This is a genomic window from Pseudomonas sp. B21-051 (assembly GCF_024748795.1).
Lineage (GTDB): Bacteria > Pseudomonadota > Gammaproteobacteria > Pseudomonadales > Pseudomonadaceae > Aquipseudomonas > Aquipseudomonas putida_A.
Map to the genome: position 1 here is coordinate 5178681 of NZ_CP087166.1, position 12104 is coordinate 5190784.

General features: G+C 61.9%; 13 protein-coding genes. 5 read left to right on the forward strand and 8 right to left on the reverse strand.

The genetic code is table 11. The features are described 5' to 3' along the window. Positions 1 to 37 precede the first annotated feature (37 nt). From LOY52_RS23295 to LOY52_RS23305, 3 genes are all read right to left on the reverse strand, one after another. Positions 38 to 631, reverse strand: coding sequence for an HAD family hydrolase (locus tag LOY52_RS23295; protein ID WP_258676146.1), 594 nt, complete (start codon positions 629 to 631; stop codon positions 38 to 40). After that, a complete protein-coding gene (gene tesB / locus LOY52_RS23300) occupies positions 628 to 1497 on the reverse strand; it encodes an acyl-CoA thioesterase II (RefSeq protein ID WP_258676149.1) in 870 nt (289 codons plus the stop codon). Before tesB ends, LOY52_RS23295 begins: the two co-directional genes overlap by 4 nt. Before the next feature lie 105 nt (positions 1498 to 1602). Next, positions 1603 to 2172 (reverse strand): GNAT family N-acetyltransferase, encoded by a 570-nt coding sequence (locus LOY52_RS23305; RefSeq protein ID WP_258680034.1) that lies wholly within the window; start codon positions 2170 to 2172, stop codon positions 1603 to 1605. Positions 2173 to 2254: 82 nt separating this feature from the next. Between LOY52_RS23305 and LOY52_RS23310 the strand changes: the two genes are divergently transcribed. Both LOY52_RS23310 and LOY52_RS23315 read left to right on the forward strand, forming a co-directional pair. Beyond that, positions 2255 to 3175, forward strand: coding sequence for a histone deacetylase (locus LOY52_RS23310; RefSeq protein ID WP_258676152.1), 921 nt, complete (start codon positions 2255 to 2257; stop codon positions 3173 to 3175). 280 nt (positions 3176 to 3455) lie between these two features. Then, positions 3456 to 4697, forward strand: a complete 1242-nt coding sequence (locus LOY52_RS23315; RefSeq protein WP_258676153.1) for a TIGR03862 family flavoprotein — start codon at positions 3456 to 3458, stop codon at positions 4695 to 4697. A gap of 117 nt (positions 4698 to 4814) precedes the next feature. Here the strand turns inward: LOY52_RS23315 and LOY52_RS23320 are convergent, their stop codons facing one another. After that, on the reverse strand, positions 4815 to 6155 hold the full coding sequence (locus LOY52_RS23320; RefSeq protein ID WP_258676158.1) for a DEAD/DEAH box helicase: 1341 nt from the start codon (positions 6153 to 6155) through the stop codon (positions 4815 to 4817). A 65-nt stretch (positions 6156 to 6220) separates the two neighbouring features. Beyond that, on the reverse strand, positions 6221 to 7162 hold the full coding sequence (gene yedA / locus LOY52_RS23325) for a drug/metabolite exporter YedA (RefSeq protein WP_098965752.1): 942 nt from the start codon (positions 7160 to 7162) through the stop codon (positions 6221 to 6223). Between the two features lie 163 nt (positions 7163 to 7325). Here yedA and LOY52_RS23330 point away from each other — a divergent pair, with 163 nt between their 5' ends. Then, a complete protein-coding gene (locus LOY52_RS23330; protein ID WP_258676160.1) occupies positions 7326 to 7778 on the forward strand; it encodes an Lrp/AsnC family transcriptional regulator in 453 nt (150 codons plus the stop codon). Positions 7779 to 7902: 124 nt separating this feature from the next. Here LOY52_RS23330 and LOY52_RS23335 read toward each other — a convergent pair whose 3' ends face one another. From LOY52_RS23335 to LOY52_RS23345, 3 genes are all read right to left on the reverse strand, one after another. Then, complete coding sequence (locus LOY52_RS23335) at positions 7903 to 8508, reverse strand: PolC-type DNA polymerase III (RefSeq protein WP_258676164.1); 606 nt, start codon at positions 8506 to 8508, stop codon at positions 7903 to 7905. 35 nt (positions 8509 to 8543) lie between these two features. Continuing rightward, entirely contained in the window at positions 8544 to 9023 is a 480-nt protein-coding gene (locus LOY52_RS23340) for an NYN domain-containing protein (protein ID WP_041065128.1), read from the reverse strand. A 229-nt stretch (positions 9024 to 9252) separates the two neighbouring features. Continuing rightward, positions 9253 to 10014, reverse strand: coding sequence for a DUF2076 domain-containing protein (locus LOY52_RS23345; RefSeq protein ID WP_258676168.1), 762 nt, complete (start codon positions 10012 to 10014; stop codon positions 9253 to 9255). 178 nt (positions 10015 to 10192) lie between these two features. Here LOY52_RS23345 and LOY52_RS23350 point away from each other — a divergent pair, with 178 nt between their 5' ends. After that, positions 10193 to 10867, forward strand: coding sequence for a YciC family protein (locus LOY52_RS23350; protein ID WP_225136404.1), 675 nt, complete (start codon positions 10193 to 10195; stop codon positions 10865 to 10867). Between the two features lie 74 nt (positions 10868 to 10941). Then, positions 10942 to 12036 carry an endonuclease/exonuclease/phosphatase family protein gene (locus tag LOY52_RS23355; protein ID WP_258676170.1) on the forward strand — a complete coding sequence of 365 codons (1095 nt, stop codon included), beginning with the start codon at positions 10942 to 10944 and terminating at the stop codon, positions 12034 to 12036. Positions 12037 to 12104: the final 68 nt, after the last annotated feature.

Sequence of the window (12104 nt, forward strand, 5' to 3'; positions counted from 1 at the left end):
CCTGCTCGCGAAGGCTTCCCATCTGACAACATACATCTCAGACTGAAAGCATCCGCCGCAACTCGACACAATCCTGCGCATGCCAGTCCGTCAGCTCCGGCCATGGGTTGTCCGGCAGATTCACCAGCACCGTCCGTGCCCCGGCCGCTCGCCCGCAATCGAGATCGAAGCGGTAATCACCCACCATCACCATCTCGCGGGTTGGCACATTCCAGGCTTCGGCCAGTTTCAGCAACCCGCCGGGATGCGGCTTGGGTGGCGCTTCATCGCGGCCCAACACATCCTCTACAGCAAAGCAGTCAGCCAGACCAATTGCTTCAAGTGTCACATGCGCCAGCTCCCGTGCGTTGCGCGTCAGGATGCCGAGCCGATAGCCACGCCCGTGCAGGTCACGCACCAGCTCCACCGCACCGGCAGCCGGTTTCGAACCCAGCGCCAGATCGCGCTCATGCTCCAGCAACCAGGCATGCTTCGCCGCGGCTTCCTCGGCCGGCAGCGCCGCGAGGTAGGTGAGAATGTCGTCCTCGGGCGGAATCGCCAGCGCCACGCGGATCGCCGCAAAGTCATGCACGGCGATGGTCAGGGTGCCGTCCATGTCGAACACCCAGTGCTTCACATCGCTCAGGCTCATGCCCAGTCCTTGCGGTGACGAATCAGGCCTTCCTGGGTCACCGACGCCACCAGTTGCCCGGCGCGGTTGTACACGCTGCCACGGGAGAAACCCCGGGAATTGCCGGCCCACGGGCTGTCCATCGCATAGAGCAGCCAGTCATCGGCGCGCAGATCGTTGTGGAACCACAACGCGTGATCAAGGCTGGCGACCTGCATGTCTTTCTGCCAGACCGACTTGCCGTGCGGCAGCATCGAGGTGGTCAGCAGACCGAAGTCCGAGGCGTAGGCCAACAGGTACTTGTGCAGCGCCGGAATGTCGGCCAGCGCACCGTCGGCACGAAACCACACGTATTTCACCGGATCGGCCGGCTGCGGGTTGTACGGATCCTTTTCGGTAACCGGGCGTACTTCGATCGGTTTTGGGCACAGCAGTTTCTCGCGCATGTGCTCGGGGATCAGGTGCGCACGTTGCTGGGTCAGTTCCAGCTCCGACGGCAGGTTTTCCGGGCCGACCACCATTGGCATCTGGCTCTGGTGCTCAAAGCCTGCCTCGTCGTACTGAAACGACGCGCTGCAGGTAAAAATCGGGTGGCCCTTCTGGATCGCCGTGACCCGCCGGGTGCTGAAGCTGCCGCCATCGCGCACGCGATCCACCGAATACACCACCGGCAACTTGGCGTCGCCCGGGCGCAGAAAATAGCCGTGCATCGAATGCACATGGCGCGTCTCTTCAACCGTCTGACTGGCCGCCGACAGCGACTGACCGAGTACCTGGCCACCGAACAACTGACGGAAACCCAAGTCCTGGCTGCGGCCACGGAACAGGTTTTCTTCGATCGGTTCCAGGGTCAGCAGGTCGACCAGATCTTCCAACACTTGGCTCATTCAGACTCTCCTCACACAACGCTATGCCGCGCAGTCTTGGCTGCGGCGGCCCATTCAGGTTCTGGCGCGAGCCATTGTCGCGCCATTGTAAACGTCCGTGTCGGCTTAGCCATGCAAGGTCTGCAGCCATTGCTCCCTGGTAATTCGGTACAACAAATGCCGGCGCAACGGGTGATCGACGGCAAGTTTGGGGTGATCGAAATCATCGGCCGGATCGTGCTGCATGCCAATCGCCTGCATGACTTTCTCCGACGGCAGATTGCTCTGCGCGGTGAAAGACACGATCTCCTTCAGCCCCAGCCGATCAAAACCTGCGCGCAATGCCGTCCACGCCGCCTCACTGGCATAGCCCAGCCCCCAATGCTCGCGGGCCAGACGCCAGCCGATTTCCACCGCCGGGGTGAACGGCGCATCGAAACCGACCACACCCAGGCCGGTAAAACCGATGAACGCACCGCTGTCCTTGCGCTCCAGCGCCCACAGGCCGTAACCGTGCTCGGCGAAATGCCCGCGCACCCGGCCGATCATCGAGGCACTTTCCAGACGGCTGAGCGGCGCCGGAAAGTAGCGCATCACCTGAGGATCGGCGCACATCGCCGCAAATTCCGGCAAATCCTCGTCGCGCCACTGACGCATCAGCAGGCGTGCGCTTTCGAGTTGCTGAATCGGCTCCATCATGCCCCTCCATTTCCATGCCGCAAGTCTACATCGCTGGTAGGATCGTTCACTCTTTCCATCGTTCCTACATGAAGTTGCCATGCCACTGCCGCTGATCTACCACGAAGACTACAGCCCCGAGTTTCCGGCGGATCACCGCTTTCCGATGGACAAATTCCGCTTGCTGCGCGACCACCTGGTCGACAGCGGCCTGGCCCGCGACGCCGACCTGCTGCGTCCCGAGATCTGCCCCAACGACATCCTCGCCCTGGCGCATGACCGTCGCTATATCGAACGTTACATGAGCGGCGAGTTGTCTCGCGAAGACCAGCGGCGCCTTGGCCTGCCGTGGAACGAAGCCTTGGCGCGGCGCACGGTGCGGGCGGTCGGCGGCTCGATTCTGGCGGCGGAAAAAGCCCTCGAGCATGGTCTGGCCTGTCACCTCGCCGGCGGTACCCATCACGCCCACTACGATTACCCGGCCGGCTTCTGCATCTTCAACGACCTGGCGATCATCAGCCATTACCTGCTGCAAAGCGGTCGGGTGAACCGGGTGCTGATCTTCGATTGCGACGTGCATCAGGGCGATGGCACCGCGCGAATCCTCCACGACACGCCGGAGGCCATTACCGTTTCCCTGCATTGCGAAAAGAATTTTCCTGCACGCAAGGCCGAAAGTGACTGGGACATTCCGTTGCCCAACGGTATGGGCGATGCCGACTATCTGCAGGTGGTGGATGACACGCTCAACTACCTGCTGCCGCTGTATCAACCGGACCTGGTGCTGTACGACGCCGGGGTCGATGTGCACAAGGACGACGCCCTCGGTTATCTGCAACTGACAGACGCCGGCGTCGCCGCCCGCGATGAAAGCGTGATGCGCCATTGCCTGGGCCGCGACATCCCGGTAGTCGGCGTGATCGGTGGCGGCTACAGCAAGGATCGCCACGCCCTCGCCCGCCGCCACGGCATCCTGCATCACAGTGCGCAACGGGTCTGGACGTCACACGGTTGTCACTAAGCTGTGCTGCGTTACCCACAATGGCTGTGGAACGGCCTGTGGATAACCTGAGCGAAAGGGACTACAGACCACAGCGAACAAGGTGTACAGCGCGATGGTTGTTTTTTAACCAGGCCACCAGATTTACCGTCGATCCCCCTGTAGGAGCTGCCACAGGCTGCGATCTTTTGATCTTTGTTTTCTCAAGGCCAAGATCAAAAGATCGCAGCCTGCGGCAGCTCCTACACGGATCCCGACTGTTAGAATGCGCGCCTTATCCCGCCATACCGCAGCGCACGCCATGACCCAGACCTCCGCCCCCCTCCCCGCTCACGTCGCCATCATCGGCGGTGGCCCCGCCGGCCTGATGGCCGCCGAAGTGCTGAGCCAGGCCGGCGTGCGCGTCGATCTATACGACGGGATGCCCTCGGTGGGGCGCAAGTTCCTGCTGGCCGGAGTCGGCGGCATGAACATTACTCACTCCGAGCCTTACCCGGCGTTCCTCGCACGCTACGCCGAACGCGCGCCACAGATCGCGCCACTGCTGCGCGGGTTCGACGCCGACGCGTTGTGCCGCTGGATTCATGATCTGGGGATCGAGACCTTCATCGGCAGCTCCGGCCGGGTATTTCCCACCGACATGAAAGCCGCTCCCCTGCTGCGGGCCTGGCTCAAGCGCCTGCGCGACAGCGGCGTGGTTATCCACACCCGCCATCGCTGGCTCGGCTGGGATGAAGACGGTGCACTGCGCATCACCAGCCCCGCCGGCGACATCACCGTCAAACCCGACGCCACCCTGCTCGCCCTCGGCGGCGGCAGTTGGTCGCGCCTGGGTTCGGATGGCGCGTGGATGCTGCCCCTGGAGCAAAAAGGTGTAGGACTGGCGCCGTTGCAGCCGAGCAATTGCGGCTTCGAGGTGCAGGGCTGGAGCGAATTGCTTGTCAGTAAATTCGCCGGCGCACCGCTGAAAAATGTCGCCATCGGTTTGAACGACGATATCCCACGCTTGGGCGAATGCGTGATCACCGCGACCGGGGTTGAAGGCAGCCTGATCTACGCGCTGTCGGCACCGATTCGCGAAGCGATCAATGCGCACGGCTCAGCCACGGTGCACATCGATCTGCTGCCCGGCCGTCCTGTGGATAAATTACAGGCCGCGTTGAGCAAACCACGCGGTTCGCGCTCGATGGCCAAGCATCTGCACAGTCAGGTCGGGATTGATGGGGTGAAAGCAGCGTTGTTGCGAGAGCTGAGCGATGCAGCAACGTTTGCTGATCCGGCGCTGTTGGCGCGGGCGATCAAGGCGTTACCGCTGACTTTGGTGAAAGCGCGGCCGCTGGACGAAGCCATCAGCAGTGCCGGTGGCGTGACGTTCGAAGCGCTGGATCAGCGTTTGATGCTCAAGGCGTTGCCGGGGGTGTTCTGTGCGGGCGAGATGCTGGATTGGGAAGCGCCGACGGGCGGCTATCTGCTGACCGGGTGTTTTGCCAGCGGGCGGGCGGCGGGGTTGGGTGTCGTGCAGTGGTTGCAGCGCAAAGGTTGAAGACCGAGGTGCGTCCTTCGCGAGCAGGCTCGCTCCCACACTGATCTCCAGTAACAAGGAGATCCCATGTGGGAGCGAGCCTGCTCGCGAAGGCGTCCTTTCAGACGCCCCATCAGATCAAGGCTTGCGCTTACGCGGCCCGGTATTGAACACCGGCACTTTACGCACAGGCTTGATCGACGGCTCCGGTGCCTGAGTCTCACCACTGTCGACCCACTTGCCCAGATTGCGCTTGCCGCCACCGCCGCCGGACGTCTTCGGCTTTTTCGGTTTCTTCGGCTTCTTGATCACCTGACCGCTGGCATCGGTATCCGGCACGCGGTGCTCGGGTTCGAAGTCCGGCTCGTTCTGGCGCTTCAGGGTCTGACGCGTGAGCATCTCGATCGCAGAGAGCATGTTCACCTCATCCGCGCACACCAGCGAGATCGCCTCGCCCGTCGCACCGGCACGCCCGGTACGACCAATACGGTGGATGTAATCCTCGGCGACGATCGGCAGGTCGAAGTTGACCACCAGCGGCAGATCTTCGATATCCAGACCACGGGCGGCGACGTCGGTCGCCACCAGAATCTGCACTTCACTGAGTTTGAAACGATCCAGCGCACGCTGACGGGTCGCCTGCGGTTTGTCGCCGTGGATACCGTCGGCGTTCACACCGAGGCCCTGGAGTTTTTCCACCAGCGCATCCACACCGTTGCGGGTCTTGGCGAACACCAGCACCTGCTTCCACTTGTTCTTGCGCATCAAGTGCACGAACAGTTCCGGCTTGCGCTTCTTGTCCACCGTCACCACCCACTGTTTGACGGTGTTGGCCGCGACGTTGCGCGGGCTGACCTCAATGCTCAGCGGATCGTTGAGCATCTGCCCGGCGAGCAGGCGGATGTCATCGGAGAAGGTCGCCGAGAACAGCAGCGTCTGGCGCTTCTTCGGCAGCATGCGGTAAATGTTCGCCAGTTCTTCGGAGAAGCCCAGGTCGAGCATGCGGTCGGCTTCATCCAGCACCAGAGTTTGCAACTGATCGAGTTTCAACGCGTTCTGGCGGAACAGGTCGATCAGGCGACCCGGCGTGGCGACAAGCACATCAACGCCGCCACGTAGCTTCATCATCTGCGGGTTGATGCTGACGCCGCCGTACACCGCGTAAGTGCGCAGCGGCAGGTTTTCAGCATATTGGCGCACCGACTCATGAACCTGCTCGGCCAGCTCGCGGGTCGGCACCAGAATCAGTGCACGCGCCGAATTGGCGGCCACTTTCGGCCCTTCCATGGCCAGCAACTGCAGCAGCGGCAAGGCGAAACCGGCGGTCTTGCCGGTGCCGGTCTGGGCCGCAGCCATCAGGTCGCGACCGGCCAGAACGGCCGGAATGGCTTGCGCCTGGACCGGCGTTGGAGTCTGGTAGCCGAGCTTCTCGAGGGAGCGCAGCAAGGGTTCGATCAGGCCAAGGGTGGCGAAAGTCATGGGAGTACCGTAGGAAAAATCAGCGCGGTTGCGCAAAACAAGGGTGCAATGGCGCGCAGTTTACCCTAATTCACACGTTGCTCTGCTGGAATGGCGGTCTTCGGCGTCTCCACGACGAGCGGCTGCGCCGGCCGCCGCCACTGCGGCAGACCGATCAGCACCACGGCACTGATGATCACCAGCATCGCCAGCGCTTCTTCCATGCCGATGGTCTCGCCGACAAACACGATCCCCAGCAACACCGCCACCGCCGGGTTGACGTAGGCGTAACTGGTGGCCGCCGCCGGACGCACGTGCTTGAGCAGGTACATGTAGGAATTGAAAGCGATGATCGAGCCGAAGAAGATCAGATAACCCAAGGCCAGCCAGCCTTCCATCGGCGGCAAGGCTTGCAGATGTTCGCCGCTGACCGCGCTGCCGATCAACAGCACCACGCCCCCCACCAGCATCTCCACGGCACTGGCCATCGCCCCTTGCGGCAGCGGCAGGTGTTTGCTCCACACCGAGCCGAACGCCCAGGTCGCCGCTGCAAAAATCAGCAACGCCGCGCCCAGCGGACTCGATTGCAGGTTGGAACCCATGTTGAGCATGGCGATGCCGACAATTCCCAACGCCACCCCGGCCCACTCCAGGCGAGTATTGCGCGCGCCCCAGAAATAGCCGAAGAGCAAGGTGAACAACGGCACCGTCGCCACCGCCAGTGCCGCCACGCCGGAAGCCACGCCGGTGTGCTCGGCGACACTGACCGCGCCGTTACCGAAGCTGAGTAGCAGAATCCCGATGATCCCCGCCGCTTTCCACTGCGCCCAGGTCGGCGCCGGCGCCCCGCGCCAGCGCAGGAAGGCGTACATCAGGCTGCCGGCAATCACGAAGCGCACTCCGCCAAGCATCAGCGGTGGCCAGTATTCGACGCCGAGGCGGATCACCAGATAGGTCGATCCCCAAATCACATACAGCGCGAAAAACGCGGCGATCAACGGCAAGGAAAAACGGCGCAAGGCAGGCATGGGCAGCTCGACAGTCAGAGGCAGGGTGTGAATTATTCTAGAAAGGCCCGCGAGCAAAAATAAGCTACAAAACCTGTTTATCGCGCCGGTACACTTTTGAAACAACGGAGATCGACGGGATAAACCGCGATTTCGAAAGTCTGGCAATTTCAGGAGTCCGGCCTTGGACAAATACGACCGCATGCTGCTCAGCGCCCTGTTGGAAAACGGTCGCGCGTCCTATGCCGATCTGGCGCGCAAAGTGAACCTGTCCGCCCCGGCAGTGGCCGAGCGCGTGGCCAAGCTTGAAGCGGCCGGAGTGATCACCGGGTATCAGGCGAATATCGACCTGTCGAAAATCGGCTTGCCGATCCAGTGCATGATCGAATTGCGCCTGCACCAGAACGGCAGCCAGAAGGTTTACGACGAACTGGTGAAAATCCCGCAACTGACCGAATGCTTCCGGGTGACCGGCGATCCGTGCGTGATGATGAAGGGCGCGGTGGGGTCGATGACGGAGCTGGAGGAGTTGATCAACCGGGTGGCGAAGTTTGGCTTCAGCAAGACCTCGATTGTGTTGTCGAGCGCAATCGACAAGCGTGTGCCGTTGAGCCATATAGAAGGCAACGGCAAATAATCAGCCCCACCGAAACGCCCCCTGTAGGAGCTGCCGAAGGCTGCGATCTTTTGACTTTTAAAAGCAAGATCAAAAGATCGCAGCCTTCGGCAGCTCCTACAGGGGATTTGTGGTGACTTCGGGATCAGCGGTAGCGCTGCAAGTGCTCGCCGACTTTCGCGGCCGGGACTTTCTGCAGTTTGCACAGCAGGTCGTGATTCAGCTCACGCACCCCATGCTTGTGCCGCAGTTCTTCCGCCAGATGCGCCATCAGGTTGGCCGCCATCTCCGCATCCGCCATCGCCCTGTGCGCCTGGCCGGTGTGTGGCAGGCGGGCGAAGGTGGTCAGGGTGCCGAGCTTGTGATTCGGTGCCGCCGGCATCAGGCGCCGGGCCAGCAGCAACGAACAGGCGAAGTTCTGCAGACGGGTGCGTTTGATCCGCCCCAGTTCGAAGTCCCAGAACTTCTGGTCGAACGACGCGTTGTGCGCGACCAGTGGCGTGCAGCCGACGAATTCGTTGACCTCTTCCATTACCCGCTCCGCCGCAGGCGCGCTGCGCAGCATGGCGTTGCTGATGCCGGTCAGTTGTTCGATGAACGCGGGGACGCGGACGCCGGCGTTCATCAGGCTCTGGTAACGCTCGACGATGCGGCCGTTTTCCAGCATGACCACGGCAATTTCCGTGGCGCGGCAGCTGCTGTTCGGCGACAGGCCGGTGGTTTCAAAGTCGATGACTGCAATGCGTTCCAAACCGGGTTCAACTCCGTTCAAATCAATTTTTCAGCTTAATTCTTCAGCAGCAACGCGCCTTCGATCGGCACGTAACGGCTGGCGGCGCGAATCAGCGAGTTGGCGGTCAGGCCCGGCACGCCGTAGGCGACTGCCTGTACGCCGTGCTTGCTGATGATGCGTTCGAGCAGCATGTCGAAGTCTCCGTCACCGGAGGCCAGGACGATTTCGTCGACGTGGTCGGCGGCGTCCATGATGTCCAGGGTGATGCCCACGTCCCAGTCGCCCTTGGCCGAGCCGTCGCTGCGCTGGATATAGGGTTTGAGCTTCACGGTGAAACCGAGGTTGCGCAGGATCTGCTGGAACTGCTGCTGCTTGCTGTCGCCACGGTCGATTGCGTAGGCGTAGGCCTCGACAATCTGCCCGTGTTTGCTCACATCCGCCCACAGCGCGGCGTAGTTGAAATGGCAACCATAGGCCTGACGCACGGTGTAGTAGAGGTTCTGCACATCGGCGAACACTGCAATTTTTTTCACCGGGATTCCTGTGAGCGCATAGCGCACGAAGCGGGATCAGGCGCCAGGCCCGAAAAAGGCGCTCAGTATGCCAGTAAAAAGCTGTGTGGCGAGGGAGCTTGTCGAATCGTCGCACCGTCCCGCTGGGTTGCGTAGCGACCCTGTCCTTTAAAGAAGGGCCTGCTGCGCAGTCCAGCGGGAGCAAGCTCCCTCGCCACAAAGATTATGTTGCTTGGTGCCTGACCGTTAGTCAGACGAACGAATCGTCGTCATCGAAGAACGACGAGTTGTCATCGCTGTAATCAGTATCAGTGAATCCGCCCTGGTCATTGCCAGAGAAACCGTTATCGGCCACACGCTGGTCATTGCCCCAATCGTTGCCGCTCTGGTCAGCCACTTGCGCCGGCTCTTCCTTGATCACTTCAACGATTTCTTCGGGCTGTTGGTTGTGATGGAACAGGCTGCTGATGCCCTGAGCCAGCATCACGCCACCGGCCACGCCAGCGGCGGTTTTCAAGGCGCCGCCGAGGAAGCTGCTGCCCGCGGCCGGGGCTGCTTGCTGCGCGTAGTTGGGCGGTGGTGCGGCGTAGTTCTGTTGTGGCGCTGGCGCAGCGTAGTTCTGCTGCGGTGCCGGCTCACGCCAGCCGCCGGTAGAAGCCGGGGCGGCGCTCTGGGTCGGCGCTGGACGCGAGCTGCCGCCGCCGAAGATGCTCGACAGGAAACCACCGCCGCCGCTTGGCGCCGGGGCCGCGCTCTGGGACTTGGCCGCTTGCAGTTCAGCCTGCAATTGCTGGACTTGCCGGGTCAGCTGCTTGTTCTGTTCGTCGAGGCTCTTGATGGCCGCCTCTTGCACCAGAATCGCCTGGGTCATGAAATAACCTGCCGCCGGCTGGCGGGTCAGGTGTTCCTTGATCCGCGCCTCGGCCTGGGCGTCGCGCGGGGCTGCCTCCGTTTCGGCCTGTTGCAGCCGGGAAAACAGTCCATCGATCAGGGTTTGCTCTTCGCTGTTCATGGCGACCTCGTAGATTGCCGGGGATAACGTTGCCCGTGTCCACGGTGGACATGGCGCACCTCTGTAATGGAGGCAGTGACAGGATGTTTCAACGACCTTTACCGAATGTTTACGTTTGTGTCGGCCCGCTCATCATCGGTTAAAGTGAGCCACTGTTTTCGACCTGCGATACCGACTGATGAATGCCTTCGATGTACTGCGCGACTCTCTGTATTTTTTCAAACGCCATCTGGCCAGCATCGTGCAGTTGTGCCTGCCGCTGGTGATCTTCGAGGCGGCGTTGCAGCAAGTGGTGGACCACGTCACCGACCCGGACAGTTTCTCCGCCGCCAGCGTGGTCGTCGGTCTGCTGGTGTATCCGCTGTACACCGCCGCGCTGATCCTGTTCCTCGATGCTCGCACCCGTGGCGAAGCTCCGCGCAATCTCGATCTGCTGGCGATGTCCGCGCGCCTGTGGCCGCGCTTCGCCCTGCTCACCGCGCTCAATACCTTGCTGATTCTGCTGGGGCTGTCGCTGTATTTCCTGCCGGGCCTGATGCTGATGGTCATGCTCGCATTCGCTGAATACCTGCTGGTGTTGCGCGGCATGGGGCCGTTGCAGGCGATGAAGGAAAGTCTGCGCCTGACCCGTGGGCATTTCTGGCGGATCCTGCTGTGCATTCTGTGTGTGATGGGGCCGTTGTGGCTGCTCAAGGGCGCGACCCTGGCGGCGTACCCCGACCCGCAGAATCCGCTGATCGCGGTAATGATCGACAGCGCGCACAGTTTCCTGCAGCTGTTCACCAGCGTGGTGCTGTTCCGCCTGTTCATGCTGATCAGCGAATTGCCTGACAAACGTAACGGAGCGGTCTGACTTCGCGGCCCTTGGGCCAAGGCTCTGCGGTCAGGTATGCTCGGAGCCACTTTTGTAACGCGATAAGCCGAGCCATGCCCCGTCTGCTGCGCTACACCCTGTTGCTGATTGTGCTCGCCGTCGCCCTGTTCGGCGGGCTGCTCTATAGCCTGACCTGGCGCCCCGGCGCGCGAGAAACCCTGCCCGTTACCTGCAGCGGTACGCCGCCGACCCTGGTACCCGGGCAAGCGCTGAAAGTCATGACCTGGAACGTGCAGTACCTCGCGGGCAAGCGCTACGTGTTCTGGAACGATCTCGCCCAAGGCTCCGATGAAGCGCCGTCCCCGGAAGACATGGCCTTCAGTCTCGACGAAGTGGCGCGGGTGATCCGCGACGAACAACCCGACGTGGTGCTGCTGCAGGAACTGGATGACGGCGCCAAGGCCAGTGATTACCAGAACCAGCTCAAGCTGCTGCAGGAACGGGTCACCGACCTCTATCCGTGCAGCGCTCACGCCTTCGACTGGAAGGCCGATTTTGTTCCCGATCCGCGCATCTTCGGCAGCGTTGGCCGGCAACTGGCGACCCTCAGCCGTTATCGCATCGAACACGCCGAACGCCTGCAATTGCCGGTGCCGCCGGCGAATTTCATCTCGCGCCAGTTCGAACCCAAGGATGCCCTGCTCGCCACCAAGCTACCGTTGAGCGACGGCGGGCAACTGACGGTGTTCAACACCCATCTGGATCGCGCCAGCCAACCGGACGAGACCTTGCAGGCGCAAGTGACGGCGGTGGCCAAGGTGCTCGACAAGTACGAAAGTCAGGGCCTGCCGTGGTTGATCGGCGGTGACTTCAATCTGTTGCCGCTGGGCCAGTATCAGCGTCTGCCCGCCGAGCAGCGCACGCCCTACTCCATCGACAGCGCCCTGCATCTGTTGTGGGACAAGTACCCGATGATCCCGACCAACAACGAAGCCAGCGGCATCGATCGCGCTCACTGGCTGACCCACTATCCCAACGACCCCGGCCTCAATGGCCCCGGCCTCAATGGCCCGGATCGCACGGTCGACTACCTGTTCTACAGCCCGAAAATCAAACGGGTCGAGGCGCGGGTGCGTCAGGACGATACGTTGCGCATTTCCGATCACTTGCCGGTGATTGCGCGGTTCCTGCTGCCCGCCACCCCCTGATCAGCAATTGTCCCTGTAGGAGCTGCCGCAGGCTGCGATCTTTTGACTTTTTAAGAACAAGATCAAAA